We start from the raw sequence: 17081 nt of genomic DNA on the forward strand, positions 1-17081 counted from the left end.
CCTCCAGCAATTTATGATTTGCTTGTCATGATCTGTTGATTTCGCTCTTTCAAACGGAACTTTAACTGGGATAGTTGCGAAGCAAAACGTTCACTATTTACCAATTCCCCTGCTTCGTACTGATTTGCAAGCTCACTGTTCATCAATTCAATGTCCAGCAAGATCTGGCGGTCATTTTTCTCAAAGGAATCCGGAGTAATTGGGTCACTATACTTTACAAGTTCAATTAATGATTGAACGGTTTTGCGCTCCTCTTCCACAGTTAGGACGGGATGTTGCACCATGGTATGAAGCAATTGCTGTAAAGCTTTTTCGATTAATTGTAAGTTTGTGATTTTTGTATGTTCATCTGTTTCATGACGGCGCGCACTTTGAATATAGATCATAATGATTCCGCACAAAATAATTGCGATCGCAATCGTTAACGTGTGTAACAATACGAACCAGCGAAGCGCATGATCTGCTGAACCTGTTAACAACGTGTAGATCATCACACAAATCAGATAAATACCCAATACTACACCTAAAGCTGTGTAACCTGGAACAAACCGTTTAAACCGATCCATATTTTGCATGATGAACCGCGCGTAGATCCAAATAGCCGTAATCGCTACATAAGAAGCAACGAGATTCATCCAAAAAGAAAACGACAGAAGCGCATGATTAAACAGCGTAAAAGAAACGATTGACGATACTAACATGCATATTAAATAGACGACATCCAAAATCAAGAGATTGCTCCGTTTTACCATCACTATGCCTGTCCTCCTTCTTGCAGATTGTTTCCGCAATCGAGACAGAACTTCTGGCCGGGTTTTACTTCATGTTGGCAACGACTACATTTCAAGCTTAAACCTGTGCCACAGTTGCCACAGAATTTTGTATGACCGGAATTCATATGGTTACAATTTGGGCATGGGCTAGGCATCGGTTGATGACATTGAATACATTCCAATGCGTTCTCCGCATTATCCGCCCCACATGAAGGACATGCATGGTATTTGTCACCACAGTTAGGACAGAATTTGGTTCCCTTTGGCAAGGTATGTCCACAATTGTTGCAATCTGTTGTTGCTACCGATTTTTCGGCTAATGAATTGCCACATTTGCTGCAAAAAGAGCTGTTCTCCTGGTTCGGATGATGACAATGCTTACATATACTTACTGCAGGCGTTTCCTTCGTAGACATCACTTTAGACATCTGGGACATCTCGCTACTGAAAGAACCTCCCAGACCAACACCCATGCCCATCCCCAGCCCTGCGCCCATGATGTCTGACTGCATGCTTCCTTCATTTTTGGCTGCACCTTCAAGCGTATCAAAAGAACGTTCTTGCTGATATGTGTAGCCAATGATATCCATCTCAGCTTTGCGTGCCAACGCTTCTCTTAATCGAATGACTGAAGGATCTTCTTCGGGCAGATTGACATTGTGAATATACAGGTTGATTAACTCAATACCAAATTCTTCAAAAGTAGATGCTATCGTATCTGCAAAATGTCGTGATATCTCGGCGATATATGCATTGATTTCCAAAACACTTACTTTTCTATGTATTAGATATGATGACAACATGGAGTTAATATTCATGATAATCAACCCACGGAAGTAATTAATCATATTAACTTGGTTAAACTCAGGCAGTGTTCCCACAAGCTTGACCAAAAATTTTCGTGAATCCGAAATTTTCATTCCCATTTGTCCAAATGTTCTTACGGGAACAATAATATTATACTTGGGATCCTGGATCTGAATCGGATTCGCCGTTCCCCATTTAACGTCCAATGCGCTTACTTGATTGACATACCATACTTCTGCTGCAAAAGGTGACTTTCCTCCGAACGGAAGGTTAACGAGTCGGTTCAAGATTGGGATATTCGCAGTACTCAACGTATGCCTTCCGGGTCCAAACATATCAAGTGCTCTTCCATCCTTGAAAAGAATTGCTTGTTGAGATTGATTCACAATTAACTGAGTCCATGTTCCCAGTTCAGTCTCGGGATGTTTCCAAGCAAATACATCAGGTGAGCCATCATACTTAATTACGTCAATAATCGCCATGTTTAATTCCTCAATTCAGTATTAGATTACTATAATTTACTAAAAAATTCTTTTGCTAAATCACTGATTCTACAATATTTCCTATATTTAATTATCTTCCATCTACTTGTTCCATGTTTAGGCATTGATATTTTACCATTTCTAACCTTAATACGCACTAACATAGTTCATTTTTCATATGATATTTTTCCTATATGGGCATGTTCATAATAGTAAAAACCTCTTCCATATGTTCATTGGAAAGAGGTTAATAGAAAGTTCGTATACAATCCATCTAACTCAGGAAATGCTCTATAGCTGTAGCAGCCTCAGCCAAGAACTCTTCAAATGTAGCTATCGTTTCATGTTCTTGATGTTCAATGTCTGCATATCCAATCATTTTTTTGCTCGGATTCCAGACGATCAGAATATGTGAATATTGATCGACGTTCGAGGATATACGCAGTAGTTTTTGTCTGCCCATTTTCATCTCCACTGTATCGATCAGATGAAAGAATTCTATATATCGAATGCCTGATTTATTATCTGGCAAGTCCATTCTTCGGATACCACCGGTTAGGAAATCAATGAGTTGCTGTGGTAGTTTATAAGACTTTAATGCATGCAATTTGTTGCTCATATCATGAAATTCTTGAGGTTCAAGCCTCTTTAGATATTCGGCCATTTCTTCATTTTTCTGACTCACTGCAATCGTATACGCCCGTTCTCCATCCTTTTCCTGAATGGTCACATCTGCTCCTTGGTCCACCAGATATCGAACCATCTTCATATTATTAAGCCTTGCAGCTACCGTGAGAGGTGTCGCCTTATACGGGTATACCATATCTGGTTCATTGTAATTGACGTCTACCCCTTCATCCAGCAAATACTTAATAGTCTTCATATCGTGATCAGCTACAGCCTTGCGTAACGTTTTGCCTCCATATTTTCGAATATCCAACCCCAGTTCATTCAGCACTTTTATATTGTTTTTGTTACCATAGTAGGCTTCGTCATATGCACTAGATTTGACCCGATTAAGTCCATCTAACTTGGAACCCTGCTGGTACAGGTAACGCACCATCTCTTCTCCACAATATCTAACGGCCTTGAGGATCGCCGAATTATTTTTGACATTCAGGTTAACTCCATACTCCACCAACAACTTAACCACTTCCGGTTGATTGCAGATTAAGGCAAGATCTAGTGGCGTCAATGCTATGTATTTACTGAGTATGATCTCTACTTCGAGATCCATGCCCTGTTTAATGAATTCTTCTACAGCATCCGTGTCTCCCTCATATATTGCCTTAGCATGATCAGGAAGCATGTCAAACGATCCTTGATTTCCGATTTTGAACAAAGGTGTACCCTCCTACTGTTTTATTACTTCTAGCTGCCAGTATACCTGCCATAACCAGAATAAGTAATCGTTTGTTGAGCTTCTCTCAACTAATATGCTAAGATAATGGACACCTATTTCCACAAAATCCTATAACAAATCAACAGCACAGAAAGGACACTATGAATCCTTCATCACTGTCATCCAAATTACAACAGATTATTCCGCCGCTGGATCTGCGAAGCTGTCTGGTCAGCGTACGCGGTGAGATTATGTACGAACACTACCGCAACCAAGAGGCTGCGACCGATATTGCAAAAATCAATTCTTGTACCAAGAGTGTGCTATCCGCACTCATTTGTATAGCGATGGATAAGGGGATTTTGCCTGAGGCATCTACCCCAATATCCACCTTTTTCCCGCAGTTGACATCTGATCCTGATCCGCGCAAACCAGCGATCACACTGGAACAACTGCTTACCATGACAGCCGGATTCAACTGGGACGAGTTCGGCGGGCAGAATTCATTCCCTCGCATGACCCGCACCGATCATTGGGTGGATTTTGCGTTGGAACAACGGTTAAGTCATGAACCGGGTACATATATGGAGTACAACTCCGGAGTATCACAGATCCTATCCGCCATCCTGATGCAAAATGCAGGTATGAATGTAGCCGAGTTCGCAGAACGTTATCTTTTTGGCCCGCTGGGAATTAAGGATTATGAATGGGAAAGTGACCCTCAAGGTGTACATACTGGCGGATTCGGTCTTAAAATGTTGCCCGCGGATCTACTGAAATTCGGTCAGCTGTTTCTACAGCAAGGTATGTGGGAGGGTGAATCTCTCATTTCAAGTGATCTGGTATCGCGTTCGACGCAGCCTTTCATTACAGTCACTCCACCGAATCACGTAAGTTATGCTTGGCATTGGTGGGTGGATGTCTATCCGAATGAAAGGTCTGTTGCCGAAGATATTACTGCTGAAGACGACAAACCCAATCTCCATTATTATTACGCGCGAGGGTTCGGTGGGCAGTATGTATACATTGTCCCAGAGCTGGAACTCGTTACGGTTTTAACTAATGACAAACGAAAGAAAGAGAAGCCTCCACTGGATGTTTTCCCTCGATTAATCGTCCCTGAACTATGGAAAATGTTATAAACGTAAGCAGTCCTTTTATCCTGTTCGACAAATAAACCCCCAACCTTATGTAAGATAACCAGCCCACAGGCTGAGGGTTTATTCGTCATGCCAAAGCTTCTTCGATGGCAACTGTTATTGGATACGGACCAGACTCTTGATTAGAGAGCACAACCAGTTGTAGATCATAGTCCGGATACACGGAAGACATGAACGACACCCCTGGATCGAACCCCATGACATGAAATTTGAAAATTTCTTCCTCCTTGCGGTCAATCCAGATCCCCTGCCCATAATACTCTTCATCCTCTTGATGAGCATGTGGAGTTAATAACTGATGTGTCGTCTCTTCATTTAACAATTGGTGACCCAGCAAAGCATCCCAAAATCGAATCATATCCGGTGCCGTAACATAGGCTCCACCATCCGATCCACCTTTGACAGGAATCGAGAACATATTAGTGTTCCAAGAGCCATCTTCATGATCGATATACCCTAAAGCTGTGTTACGTGGAAGCTGATCTGTTACGAAATAACCCGAGTCCTTCATGCCACACCGTTTGAAAATGTGCTCTTCCACATAATCTGTAAACGACAGTCCTGAATGCTGCTCCACGATAAGCCCCAGCACAATGAAACCCGCATTGTTGTAGTGAAAACGTTCACCCGGAGCAGACTTCATCGGCAGATGCTGAAACATGGGCAGAAAGTCATTTAATCGCCGCATCGCGTAAACCGGTCTGTCCTTCCACAATTCTGAAAAGTCTTCCATAACTTCTTCATCAAAATAATCTGGAATACCTGACGTGTGTGTTAACAACTGATGGATGGTAATTCCTTCGTCCCATAGTGGAAAATCCGCATCCAACACATCGTTCAGCTTGGAATCAGCAGACAACTTGCTCGCTTCTATTAGTTGGCATATACTCACTGCCGTGAAGATTTTACATCCTGATGCAATTCCGAAGCGTGTATCCACCTGATTGGCAAGCTCTTCACTGCGATTCGCATAACCACGTTTCATATTCAAAAGGGGTTCACCGGCTTGCTGGAGTAATACAACACCCGAAAAATTCACACGTTCCATGACTTCTTCTACTTTTGTTGTCAGCTCTAATACATTCAACATTTTAATATTCACCTACTTGTCTATGTATTCTTAATACTCTCATTTTTAATTCTTCGTCATATCCTGCATACCTGCCACATTTTCGTAAAAAGAAGGGTTACTCCCTCATAAAAGGAAATAACCCTTCTTCATACGACTTAAGATTAAGTTATACAAAACATGCTCAACTGCCGTTTAATCACTTGTTCCAATCGTTTTACCTTAAGTCTATCTGGCTGCATGCCTTCTAAACACCATGAATTAGCGCAACGCTTGCAAGTCCGCCTCAGGACTTCCTGCACTCTTCTTCGTTTCACGGGGAGACCTCGTATTAATCAGATAATACAATGTGGCATAGATTGTAGTAATAAACGTGCCAAAAAACAGGCAAAAAGCAAGAGACGGGCGACTTACACTTTCGTGCATCAGCTCAATCAGCGTCTCGCGATTCGTCAGTGCATCCCAGCTATTCAGTCGATATACGCGTCCAAGCAATACCCCGTAACTTCCCAAAGCACAGCCTGTGAGTACAAAGATCCAGGATGCGAAGCGTCCAATTCGGTGATAGATCACTTCCTGAAGCTGATACATCGATAGGAATCCAAGTAGGAGCCCAGTCCAGACAAACATTAATACAACACTCAAGTCGTACCAATACGTGTAGTCCACTCCATTCCCACCATAATACCGGGAACTTCTCGCTGTCAGATGAACCAAGTCTGTAACGATGTAGGAAGAGTTCGGGAAAAATAACAACCACAGCAGTCCACTTGCGACTGCAAGCCATGTAGCACCTTTCCATTTCACACCACTTAGAAGATAGGCTGCATAAGAGAACACAAAAGGAATCCAGCCCAAAAACAGATTCCAGATCAGGAAGCGGAAGTAACGCTGATCCAGCCAGTCTGCGGCTACATAGTACAAGCCGAGTGTTACTATAGTGACCACACTAAGGAAAATAAATATGCGAATATAATTCAGTTTTCTCAATGATTCTGACCTCACTTGATAAAATTCAATTAATTTCGAAAATATCGGATGATTTCTTCCTTATTCTTTTCCACACGCAAATTCAATCCACGTTTATCCTTTAATCCATACTGCTGTAATTCATGGCCTGGATCAAGAACCAACGGTTTAGTCGCCACATCAACCAGCAAGTCCATCGTCAATTGATAGGTTTCCCGTAACTTGTCCATCGGCAGAGAGGATTCATACCGTTTGATCAGCTCAATCAGTCGTTCAGCATACACGAGACGCACCATACTGTCCGCACTCTTCAATTGTCTCGAAGCAAATGCTGTAATTGCCGTAATAATTGATGGTTCTGTCCGATGTTTGGCGATCAACGCAAGTTCGTCCACCGCATTCCAATTCATGATAGACAGCTCGGAACTTAATTGTTGAATCCGCTCCCCTATCCATTGTTCCTCTAACTCTCGGGGTACATCCCAGCGCTTATATTCGCTATACAAGCCTTCTCGATGCATCTGTATTGCGCTCCCGTAATGTTTGACGAACAAATTTTTTGCTACACTCCAATCGATCTCTTCCATATTTAACCACCACCATGCCTATTCCTATTTGTGCGTATACTCCTAATATATTACATAAATTTACTACTCTCCAAGCATACTAGAATCATACCATTTACCAAAGGAGAATCAAATTTACAATGAATCCAAATTCGATGCATCCTCAAAATTTAGTACAACCTACATTGAATGCTAATCCAAATGTCACCCCTAACATGAATCATGGCGGCCATGAGATGTTCGATGTGCATGAGATTCTGTCCTCCACCATTAACGTGCTGGATCAATACATGATCTTTCGTACATTTGTGCAGAGCCAGGAACTGATTGGCATTCTCGACCGGCAGTACAATTTCATATTATCCCAGTACAATCTGACAGCAGAGTGTTTTGCATCCGGACAGAAGCCTCATCAGGAGACAGCAACCTACATGATCCCCAACATCGTACCACCGGTATATGGCCTTAAGCCCTCAGCACCGAAAAAGCCAAACCAGAGCTTAGCCGATGTAAAGGATGCCGGGATTAGCGGTCATATGCTGGGACTGATCAAGTCACATGCGAGTCTGCTCGGCATGTCTTGCAGCGAGATCACAAATGGAACGGTTCGCCGAGTCATCGCTTCACAGATCCAGCATTTTATCGAGATGGCCTATGAAATTTTCATGTTCCAGAATAAAAACGCCTATTATCAAGTACCTCAACTCACTCCAAGTGATACACAACAGATGCTTCAGGCATACATTCCAGCAACCGGGGCACCTCAGATGCCTATTAACAATAAACCACTTCATTAATTAGAAAATAAAATCCGCTTCCCCAGAACAGTCTCTTTAACCCTTTCGGGTTTTAGGGGCTGTTCTTTCATTATTTGTAATCATTTTCCTACTGAAGACACTTGATTCGCTTACCAGAAACTGGTTTAATCAAAGACAAACCCGTACATTTTCAACTTACGGATCATACATATAAATAGGGTGAAATGCCGTTATACGAGAATTCAAATGGCTTTTTCTTCATTAATGGGGAGGTATACAAATGAGATGGAAGCAACCTGCTAAACTTGGTTTACTGGCTATGGCTCTCGGCTGTACTGCCATTGGCGCAATACTCACACCTTCAACAACACTAGCTGCACCTGTCCCCGCTTCCAAAGCGGTGTATCATCAATTCCAAACCTATCGAACAGAAGCAGTGAAGTCCACAGAAAGTCTGGTTAAAGCGCGTAAATACCTGATGAATCATATCGATAAAGTCGGCCCTTGGCAGGCCACACTAATGACGCTGCAACTGGAGAACATGCAGAATGTGAAATTGGCTAATATGGACTACCAAATGTATACGGAACAATTTCAACAGGCCATATCTCAAGCCCATGAACAACTTGGTTACGAACAGAAGCTTACATATAGTCGTCTGCTCAAAGAAATTAAAGATCCGACAGCGAAGAAGCTTCTGCAGGAAGCTTCAGATCTCGGGTTCAAACTGGAAACCAGTGAAGGCTTGTATTACCCCATCATCAATTATGAGATATATCAAAAGTTCAAACCTTTTGTTAAGGCTGATATTGCTGCATACATTAATATTATGGCTACCGAGTCCAACCAAATGACGACTTCAGATGGGGGCATTATCATCTCTTGGAACGAATTAATCCAGCGTGCATTGGAGAAAGAAGCCTTTTTGAACAACTTCCCGAATTCCAATCGCACATCAGCAGTGAAGCAAGGGTTATTTGTGGATTATCTCTTTTATGGAAGTGACAACACGCCTGCTTATGATTGGTACACGGACGAAGAAATTCGCACCATGGACCCTGAGGTGAAACAGGCTTACGAGAAAGCTTTGGCTACGCGGGAGCCCGAAACGAAGAGTATTCTTCTCGATACCATGGAAAAGATTTTGCTGGTTCTCAATCAGAACAATGATGAGCTTACACCTGAAGTCCGAGCAATCATTGAACCTGTTCAACAACAATTTGCCCGTGAATAATCGGATAGTGAATGGCAGAATGTGAATGCAAAAAAGCGGCAGTCCTCGAGACAGAGGTTGCCGCTTTTAAATTTACATATCAAGTCCTTACGTTTGGATCAAAGAGTTGAAGTGTCTATTGATGTAAGTTTGTTCGGATTTACAACGAGATACACGCCCTCAATCCGCTCACCGGAAGGGTCCAACTCTATACAGAGTATCTCGGACAACTGCCCTTCTTTCATCAATGCGAGTTGAAGCTCGCCATTGATCCACATGGGCACCCATTCTCTATCACGCAATCGCGTAAGGACTCGCCGTGAGGTCAGGAGGGCAAGCACGCCTTTGTGAACGTTCATCGTTCTCATAACGGTATGCACAACGCCACCGCCATCTGCTGTAAATACAGGCTGATCCGCCAGTAACTCGAGCATGGTAGAGACGTCATAACGAAGGAAAGCCGTTGTAAAACGGCTCAGCAATTCACCTTTCGCTATCAAATCCGCATCACTCTGCTCGATCGGCGGAAGTCTTTCGGGCAGATTTCGTCTGGCGCGGCTAAAGATTTGGCGGCAGTTACTTTCCGTTTTGCCCAGCCAATCTGCTATTTCGGAATAATCATATCGGAACGCTTCACGAAGGACAAAAACAGCCCGTTCCATGGGCGATAGACGCTCCAACATGACCAGATAGGCGTAAGAGATCAGTTCTTTTTTCTCCATCGTTTCCTCTGGCATGTTCTTCTCTTCACTGTCACCCATCGGCTCTGGCAGCCACTCACCAACATAACTTTCCCTCTGATTACGGGCGGAGTTTAGCAGATTCAAGCTTCGGTTCACAACCAGTCTGGCGATGTAGGACTTGGGGTCACGAATATCCTGAGCAGACGTACTCTGAATCCCCGCAAAACAATCCTGTACAATATCTTCAGCTTCTACCACACTGCCGAGCATGCGGTAAGCTATTGAAAATGCATAATTTTTATAACTAATATACAGCTCACCAACATCCAGAGAAGACACTTCTGGCTCATTGGCGTGGAGATTGGAATTCATAAGAAGCCTCCTCTGGCATGGTGCGTGTATTTTTAGTTAAAGCAACACGGATACATTCCAGTTGTGATCGCAATCCGGTTCCAGTTATTAATCGTGTTAATGGCCAAGATCAGATCCACCAGTTCGGATTCACTGAAGTGTTCACGAACCTTATCGTACAATGCAAGTGGTACGCCCTGCTCCGAGATTTTAGTCACCGCTTCAGCCAGTTCCAGCATAACACGTTCTTGATCCGTGAAGAAAGCCACCTCACGCCACACACTTAACAAGAGAATATGATCCGCATAATCTCCCAGTTTCATCAGATCTTTGGCATGCATATCGAGACAAAAGGCACAGCCATTGATCTGGGACACGCGGATTTTCAACAACTCGTATAACACTTTATTCTCAAATTGCCCGGATATATATTGCTCCATCGCCATCATCGCTTTAAAAGCGCCTGGGCTAGCTACTCTGTAATTCGTTCTTAAATTCATTTTTCATTCGCCTCCGTCATTTGGTTTACATACTGTAGACAAATGACGGCTGGGATCTGTGACATTCTTTGCGAAAATCTTTTTATGTCCATAAGAATGGTTGCTCAACTAACGAATATTCACATTACAATTCTAAACAGTAAACCTCCATAAAGCCATCAATGAGTAAAAGAAATAACATACTGAATGTCTGTCCTCTTTCTATAAAATTAACATATGACGTAAGAAAAATCCGGATTTTTCCGTATCCATGTACGGTTTTTACTGAGCTGTTTGTGATTTCAACCAAAAGTAGGTTGGGAATATTGATACATTGACCAAAAGAGTAGTAACATACGGCTAATCAAGTTAACTTTTCTAACATTAAAAAGAGAATCGTTTATTCATATCAGCAAGGAGTGTTTCATATGATAACTTCCAACGCAAACCGTAATGTGACATCCGAATTACCTAGGGGCTGTACATTCACCGCTGAAGACTGGCATGTATTATCCCAATATTGGTACCCGGTAGCCCAAGCAACCGAAGTAACAGACAAACCCCTGGCTGCTCAATTACTCGATGTGAAGCTGGTTCTTTATCGCAGTAATGATCAGGTTGTGGTAGCCAAAGATCTTTGTTTTCACCGCGGGGCTCCACTTAGCAAAGGTTGGGTAGAAAATGGTGAGATTGTCTGCCCGTATCACGGTTTCCGTTATAATTGTGAAGGAAAATGTACCGCCGTGCCTGCGCACCCAAGCTCCAAAATCTCACCAAAGCTCAAACTCATCGTGTATCCGGCAGTCGAACGTTATGGCTTAATATGGACCACACTGGCGGGAACGGAAGAACAAATTCCAACCTTTCCTGGATGGGATGATCCGGATTATATCAATATTTTAATACCCAACTTTGATATTGCTGGTTCCTCCGGACGACAAATGGAAGGATTCCTGGATGTATCCCATTTTGCCTATGTGCATACGGAAACATTTGGTGACCGAAACAACACAGAAGTCCCCCAGTACAAAGTGAAACGCGAGGGAAATGAGTTGCTGGCCGAGTATTGGAGTACAGTCAGCAATTATGGCAAAGGGCAAGATCTTGTTGCACCTGAAGGTTTCCAATGGTTGCGGGAGTTTCGGGTGTTCCCACCCTTTGCGGCTTCTCTGACGGTACATTTCCCAGGAGACGACAAGCTGAATATTCTGAATTGTGCTTCGCCAATGTCTGCTCGGTACACACGTCTATTCTGTCCAATTACACGCAACTTTGACAAAGATGCTCCCATTGAAGATACCATCAAGTTTAACTTGCAGGTATTCGAAGAAGATCGCGAGATGGTCGAGTCACAGAAACCGGAGGATCTGCCCCTTGATCTGCATGCCGAGGCCCATATTCCCGCGGACCGTACTTCAATTGCCTATCGTCAATTATTAACGGAAATTGGTTTGGGACGAAATTACACATCGTAAAAAATAAAAAAGAAGCGTTCCGTTGCGGACGCTTCTTTTCTATATCTAATTTAACTGAAGTACCTAGCGTATATTAGAAAGACCTTGCCCACTAGGCCTTCATACGTCATCTTTCCTCTTGATTAGTCGTATTCAAAGGAAGCTCTCTATAATACGGACAGCCCGGCTCATGAATAATACGCGGGTCCACCCAAGTGCCCCAGTACGGAAGGCGGTTTACATAAGGTTGGATGTTAGGCTGTGTATTTGGCTGCATGTTTGGTTGTACATGGGGTTGCATGTTTGGCTGTACATTAGGCATTACGTAAGGCTGATGATTGACATTCGGAGCATTGTTAGAGACAGGGGCAGTTGACGTCGGACAATCTGCCGGCGGGCCAATAATCACTGTTTTTTGGATAGGAGCCAGCGCTTCTTGAACCTTTTTTTCATCTAGACAGTACGTATAAGCCAGAAGTTTTGCAGGTGTAAGACGTAAGGTGTCTGAGCCAAATATCGCTTCAGGAACGGGAGCATCAAAGATCGCCAGTAAGTGCGTATGATCTACAGTAGCCACTTCATAGTGCCACCAGCCTTGAGGTACATTAGCTACTTGCCCTGGTGTAATCGGGAAATGAAGCAACTCGTTCGTGAACGGATTAATGAGGGACACAACTGCCGAACCGCTAATGCAGTATACCAACTCGCTGGCATTCTGATGCGTGTGAGGCTCAACCACATTGCCTGTGCTAAGAAAAATATCCAATAAAGAAGTATTGCCCAGTGTGTTTAACTGTTTGATGGAAAGGGAGTTAATATAGTTGTTCTCATCCTTCTTGAATAACGGGTTATTGCTCAAATCATAAGTAAATTGGGTGGTTGGTAAAGTGTAATCCATGGTTGAGGTTGCCAAAATAAAACGCCTGCCCTTCGCTCTCGGTTTAGGTCATAACCTATATGCCAGCTTATGCCCAGTGCCCAGATGCGTGAGCCCATTTCCGCTATGTTTGCGGCGCATGACAAATATCCCTGACTCGGACATCCCGAGCAGGGCTCATTTGATATTAAGATTCTTCCTCGCCCAAGATGTGCTCCCAACTAATTCCTAATGGAGTACTGTTCAGATTCACATCCAGAAGCCAGGTCATTCGATTCACCATGTCTGGCGTTTCCTCAATTAAACCATTAGTTACACTCAAATAACGTAGCTTCTTCAGTTGCTCCAGTTCAGGCGGAAGCTCACGAATGCCCGAGTATCCTATATCCAGAGTCACCAGTTCGCTCAATTCACCAATCTCGGCTGGAATATGTTTCAGACCAAGATCCGACTGCTCCTTCGGCTTCCACCCGGTAGGAACATGATAAGAACTACCGCAATAAATTCTAAGCTCTCGAAGTTGTTTCAATTTTCCAATGTCTTGGTGAATACCTTCCAAATCGGCAGTCATAATCTCCAATTCTTCCAACGTTGTCAGTTCAAAAAGAGCCGGTGGAAGCGTATAAACATCCTGCTCAAAAATCGTCAAGCGTCTCAAGTGCTGTAGTTCCCGAATCCGTTCGGGAATCTCTTTCAAGTAATATGAACTAATATTCAGCACATCCGTCTGATGCCTGATTGCATCGTCCAGTAAGCAATGAATGTCCTGATGTCGATCTAATCTAAAGAACAACCCAGTGATTCGCTCCATTAGCTCAATTGCTTCTTCTTGTGTAATGTGCATGCCATATATATTCTCATGAGCAACAGTGTAGAAGTAGTCACTCCCGTCCTCTTTTAGAAAACAAAGATCATCCGGCATCGACGGATATAACCAGTCACGAAAGCGAGAAGCTTCCTCCTTAAGAACCTGCCCTGATTCCGGCGTGCAACGGTATATGTAATAGATTCCCTCTGAGTACATGGCGCCACTTTTCAGCATCATTTCTTCCATCGTACTGTTTTCAATCAGATACGGCTCAAGTCTCTGTAACACTTTGGCAACTTTTTCAGGTGTAGCTTCTTCAGCATACTTTCTGTCAACTAGCATAAAACGATCCGTCTTTTCGATCAATTCGTCAATCAACAGTTCATAGGCAGTTCCTCTTGGATCGGTGTGAAAAGCTACGGCTACCATAGGTTCCCCCTCATTACTCTATATTCATTAATCTTCAATCTGCTGTATCATCTGATTACACTGTGGCATAGGCTGATATCATCAATCCAGTCATTGGAGGCATGTTACATGGCATACGGCCCTGGTTCAGTGTCATCCCCGCAACCTGCGGGTTATCCTTACCCTTATTATCCACCACCTCCGCCACCCCCACCGTATCCTTACCCTTATCCGTATCCATACCCGCCCATTGTTCCTTTCCCACTGCCATTTCCGATCGGCGGTCCTTGGTGGCATGGTGGTTATCCCGGAGGTGGTTACCCAGGTGGGCACCATGGTCCTTTCCCAGGAGGTGGCTATCCCGGCGGACCTCACGGAGGTGGACCCGGCGGTCCGGGTGGTCCAGGTGGACACGGAGGACCTCCAGACGGAGGATTTCACGGACATCGTTTCTTTCAGTGGTAATCGAGACTTATGCAAAGTTCAGGTTCAGTTCAGATAAAGGAGCTGCTTCGGCAGCTTCTTTGTTATTGAAGGAATTGTCTTATTTTTTGGTCTCTCGAATCTCGTGATCCTGTATTCTCTCATCTAACAAGTGATTCAGCCATATAAGTAATTCCCCATAGACATGCTATGACTTCCCGATCCAGTGAAGGCCGTGCAAGTTCTGGTACGTCCACGAAAAGGCCACAGACTGCCAATAAAATCATTCTCCATCTTGGGATGACTCAGATCATCATAGGAAAAGGAGTGATATTTTAATAAAGTTACAGCCTCTTCACGTTCCATTCCTTCACCCCTTTGCAGGTTGTAATACGAACTCACCAGCGCAGAGGTTCTTCTCCACGCCACAACACATACCGCTCCAACTCACGAAGAGTGCCTGTCCCGATCCCGTACTCGTCCATTTCTTTGGAACGAAGATCGAGCACATGCAGCATGCCACCATAGGTACCGACTGCCAGCTTGGACTGCTCTGGCGATACGGCGAGAGAATAGATCGTACTGCCCACAAAATGACGCCATACTTCTTTACCCTCGCCATTCACGCAGTACAAATAACCATATGCATCCCCAAGCACCATGCCCGCTTCTAATTCCACTGCTGCATACACTCGTGCATTCTCATCCATGACCGGCCAATCTTCCTTCGTTTCGTTGCCTGCGATTGATTCCAGCGGAACCTGTATCGTTACCCCGTTATAGAAATGACATGCGTTAAACCAGACGTTCTGGTTATCACTTGTGAATGCCGCATAATGAGGATAGCTCGATTCCGGATATAGGGAGTAAGTCTTGCTCAGCTGACGGTCCATCACCATATGATTGCTCCCTTGGCTGCCATAGGCAATCCATCGACCATCACGTGATACAGCTGCATGTCCCATATCTATCTGTGTATCCTCTAGCTCATACTCTTCGATCTCTGCCAGATCGGGATGAAGCAAGGTCACTTGATCTTGCGTTACCAGATATATCCCGTATCGTGAATGTATAAGTAGTGCACTGTCTTCATCCATAGGTATAAGTCCCTCAAGTGTCCGTTCGGGATGCTCACAGTCCGCAAGTGATTCAATCCGAGGTAATGCCGACTGTATCCGGGCTTGAATATCTTCCCATCGATATGTCGCTATCTCCTGTCCTTCCAACTTGCGATCTGGCTGACGAATGACACGAATCCCATCCGGTCCTGCAAGCGCAAAGTCAAGTCCATCCGATGAGCAACCTGCAAAAGTATATGGAGAGATCAACTGCCATCCGTGCGGATCCATCGTATATATATGACTATTCTCCGTGAAAATCCCCGTATTACATACAATCGTTTCCTCGTTCAGATAACCTACAACTTTGACCGCTTGCATGGAACCCTGAAACGCCTCGTTCAATGGCCACGTCGCTGCGGGCAGCTCACGTCGAAGCACCTCCACGTCACCATGGAGATTGGCCTGTCTCACCATCTGGAATACTTCAGTACTCAAGCCGCTTCTAGAGTCTCCCTCCAGCTCGGATTCATCCGGTTGCTCTCCCTGCATACTTCTCCGTACAAATGCATTGACATCCCTTGCATAACGCTTGCCTTCATTGCGCCATTGTTCCGCGATGTCTTCTTTTAACCAACTCATAAGTTTCCCTCCACTCCAGCCCTATTCATATGCCGTACAATGATGTGCTTGCAAAAATAGACTGATTTCGTTATCCGTCGCCTCCTCCGCACCATTCTTTTCTTCATAGAACAGGGCAACTTCTCTTCCAGTCGCATAGTTAAAACGTAAGTATCCGCCCATCGATACCATAAACAGCTTGCACATGTACTCATTCTCCAACACAGAATCCCACTTAAATTCTGTTTTGCACTTGTTGGCCAGTTCCTTCATGGAGATTCCCTGTTCCGTCCCTGTAAAATGGTAAAACGTATGCTTCCGCAGCTCATTCCACGGTTCATAGTATAGTGGCGATATCGGTTTATCCTGACGGTAGTACCCGCAATAGATCCGGTCCAGTGTTTCGCCAAATTCAGCCTCCGGGCAAGTCCACAAGGTAATATGCTCATCATGACGCGGTAGCCACAACAGCCCCTCTACTTCTGGATGAACAGCAAGGAAATCTCCATCCACAGAACTGCCGATCGTAATGCATTGTTCAAGTTGATGCTGACTTATTGGCGAATCGTCCGTATGTATCCAAAAATCATATTCAACAAAAGGCTTCAGCACTTCCGGGTCCGGTCTCTGCACATTCATCCAACCCGTGTATGTTCCTTCTCCGTAATGTTCAATCCAGGTAAGGTATGACGAAGGTAGCGAGATGGCATATTGCTGTTCAAATTGATTCAGTTCCTCTGCTGGAACCGGTTTAAGTGCACGGGATACCATATACATTTG

At 44.1% G+C, this 17081-nt stretch carries 18 protein-coding genes; 5 read left to right on the plus strand and 13 right to left on the minus strand.

The window, feature by feature from the left end; all coding sequences use genetic code 11:
- Positions 1–11: 11 nt before the first annotated feature.
- The 3 genes from HF638_RS16200 to HF638_RS16210 form a co-directional block, all read right to left on the minus strand.
- Positions 12–755 (minus strand): hypothetical protein, encoded by a 744-nt coding sequence (locus HF638_RS16200; RefSeq protein ID WP_169481119.1) that lies wholly within the window; start codon positions 753–755, stop codon positions 12–14.
- Positions 755–2062: an SPFH domain-containing protein gene (locus HF638_RS16205; RefSeq protein ID WP_169481120.1), complete on the minus strand. Its 1308-nt coding sequence runs from the start codon at positions 2060–2062 to the stop codon at positions 755–757. The genes HF638_RS16200 and HF638_RS16205 overlap by 1 nt, the downstream gene beginning before the upstream one ends.
- A 274-nt stretch (positions 2063–2336) precedes the next feature.
- Positions 2337–3404 (minus strand): ankyrin repeat domain-containing protein, encoded by a 1068-nt coding sequence (locus HF638_RS16210; RefSeq protein ID WP_169481121.1) that lies wholly within the window; start codon positions 3402–3404, stop codon positions 2337–2339.
- A gap of 161 nt (positions 3405–3565) precedes the next feature.
- Here HF638_RS16210 and HF638_RS16215 point away from each other — a divergent pair, with 161 nt between their 5' ends.
- The gene (locus HF638_RS16215; RefSeq protein ID WP_169481122.1) at positions 3566–4546 is read left to right on the plus strand and encodes a serine hydrolase domain-containing protein; all 981 of its coding nucleotides are present in this window, start codon (positions 3566–3568) and stop codon (positions 4544–4546) included.
- A gap of 85 nt (positions 4547–4631) precedes the next feature.
- On the opposite strand, the gene HF638_RS16220 is transcribed toward HF638_RS16215, so the two are convergent.
- From HF638_RS16220 to HF638_RS16230, 3 genes are all read right to left on the minus strand, one after another.
- Positions 4632–5654, minus strand: coding sequence for a serine hydrolase domain-containing protein (locus HF638_RS16220; protein WP_169481123.1), 1023 nt, complete (start codon positions 5652–5654; stop codon positions 4632–4634).
- A gap of 240 nt (positions 5655–5894) precedes the next feature.
- Positions 5895–6623 carry a DUF1361 domain-containing protein gene (locus HF638_RS16225; protein WP_169481124.1) on the minus strand — a complete coding sequence of 243 codons (729 nt, stop codon included), beginning with the start codon at positions 6621–6623 and terminating at the stop codon, positions 5895–5897.
- A gap of 29 nt (positions 6624–6652) precedes the next feature.
- Positions 6653–7123, minus strand: a complete 471-nt coding sequence (locus HF638_RS16230; protein WP_169481125.1) for a hypothetical protein — start codon at positions 7121–7123, stop codon at positions 6653–6655.
- A gap of 200 nt (positions 7124–7323) precedes the next feature.
- Between HF638_RS16230 and HF638_RS16235 the strand changes: the two genes are divergently transcribed.
- Together HF638_RS16235 and HF638_RS16240 are read left to right on the plus strand one after the other, a co-directional pair.
- Positions 7324–7965 carry a spore coat protein gene (locus HF638_RS16235; RefSeq protein WP_169481165.1) on the plus strand — a complete coding sequence of 214 codons (642 nt, stop codon included), beginning with the start codon at positions 7324–7326 and terminating at the stop codon, positions 7963–7965.
- A 241-nt stretch (positions 7966–8206) separates the two neighbouring features.
- Positions 8207–9160, plus strand: a complete 954-nt coding sequence (locus HF638_RS16240) for a hypothetical protein (RefSeq protein WP_169481126.1) — start codon at positions 8207–8209, stop codon at positions 9158–9160.
- Positions 9161–9258: 98 nt separating this feature from the next.
- Here the strand turns inward: HF638_RS16240 and HF638_RS16245 are convergent, their stop codons facing one another.
- The gene (locus HF638_RS16245; RefSeq protein ID WP_169481127.1) at positions 9259–10194 is read right to left on the minus strand and encodes a sigma-70 family RNA polymerase sigma factor; all 936 of its coding nucleotides are present in this window, start codon (positions 10192–10194) and stop codon (positions 9259–9261) included.
- A gap of 32 nt (positions 10195–10226) precedes the next feature.
- Complete coding sequence (locus HF638_RS16250) at positions 10227–10673, minus strand: carboxymuconolactone decarboxylase family protein (RefSeq protein WP_169481128.1); 447 nt, start codon at positions 10671–10673, stop codon at positions 10227–10229.
- Positions 10674–11080: 407 nt separating this feature from the next.
- Here HF638_RS16250 and HF638_RS16255 point away from each other — a divergent pair, with 407 nt between their 5' ends.
- Positions 11081–12127: an aromatic ring-hydroxylating oxygenase subunit alpha gene (locus HF638_RS16255; protein ID WP_169481129.1), complete on the plus strand. Its 1047-nt coding sequence runs from the start codon at positions 11081–11083 to the stop codon at positions 12125–12127.
- A gap of 106 nt (positions 12128–12233) precedes the next feature.
- Here HF638_RS16255 and HF638_RS16260 read toward each other — a convergent pair whose 3' ends face one another.
- Complete coding sequence (locus tag HF638_RS16260; protein ID WP_169481130.1) at positions 12234–13019, minus strand: cupin domain-containing protein; 786 nt, start codon at positions 13017–13019, stop codon at positions 12234–12236.
- Positions 13020–13170: 151 nt separating this feature from the next.
- Positions 13171–14220, minus strand: a complete 1050-nt coding sequence (locus tag HF638_RS16265) for a leucine-rich repeat domain-containing protein (protein ID WP_169481131.1) — start codon at positions 14218–14220, stop codon at positions 13171–13173.
- 108 nt (positions 14221–14328) lie between these two features.
- Between HF638_RS16265 and HF638_RS28435 the strand changes: the two genes are divergently transcribed.
- On the plus strand, positions 14329–14664 hold the full coding sequence (locus HF638_RS28435; protein ID WP_211175670.1) for a hypothetical protein: 336 nt from the start codon (positions 14329–14331) through the stop codon (positions 14662–14664).
- Between the two features lie 135 nt (positions 14665–14799).
- Here the strand turns inward: HF638_RS28435 and HF638_RS16275 are convergent, their stop codons facing one another.
- Genes HF638_RS16275 through HF638_RS16285 form a run of 3 tightly spaced genes read right to left on the minus strand, consistent with a single transcriptional unit; the run spans position 14800 to position 17078 of the window.
- The gene (locus HF638_RS16275; protein ID WP_169481132.1) at positions 14800–15051 is read right to left on the minus strand and encodes a hypothetical protein; all 252 of its coding nucleotides are present in this window, start codon (positions 15049–15051) and stop codon (positions 14800–14802) included.
- Complete coding sequence (locus tag HF638_RS16280; RefSeq protein ID WP_169481133.1) at positions 15021–16322, minus strand: hypothetical protein; 1302 nt, start codon at positions 16320–16322, stop codon at positions 15021–15023. The genes HF638_RS16275 and HF638_RS16280 overlap by 31 nt, the downstream gene beginning before the upstream one ends.
- A gap of 21 nt (positions 16323–16343) precedes the next feature.
- A complete protein-coding gene (locus tag HF638_RS16285) occupies positions 16344–17078 on the minus strand; it encodes an SMI1/KNR4 family protein (protein ID WP_169481134.1) in 735 nt (244 codons plus the stop codon).
- Positions 17079–17081: the final 3 nt, after the last annotated feature.

Source organism: Paenibacillus sp. SZ31 (genome assembly GCF_012912005.1).
Taxonomy (GTDB): Bacteria; Bacillota; Bacilli; order Paenibacillales; family Paenibacillaceae; genus Paenibacillus.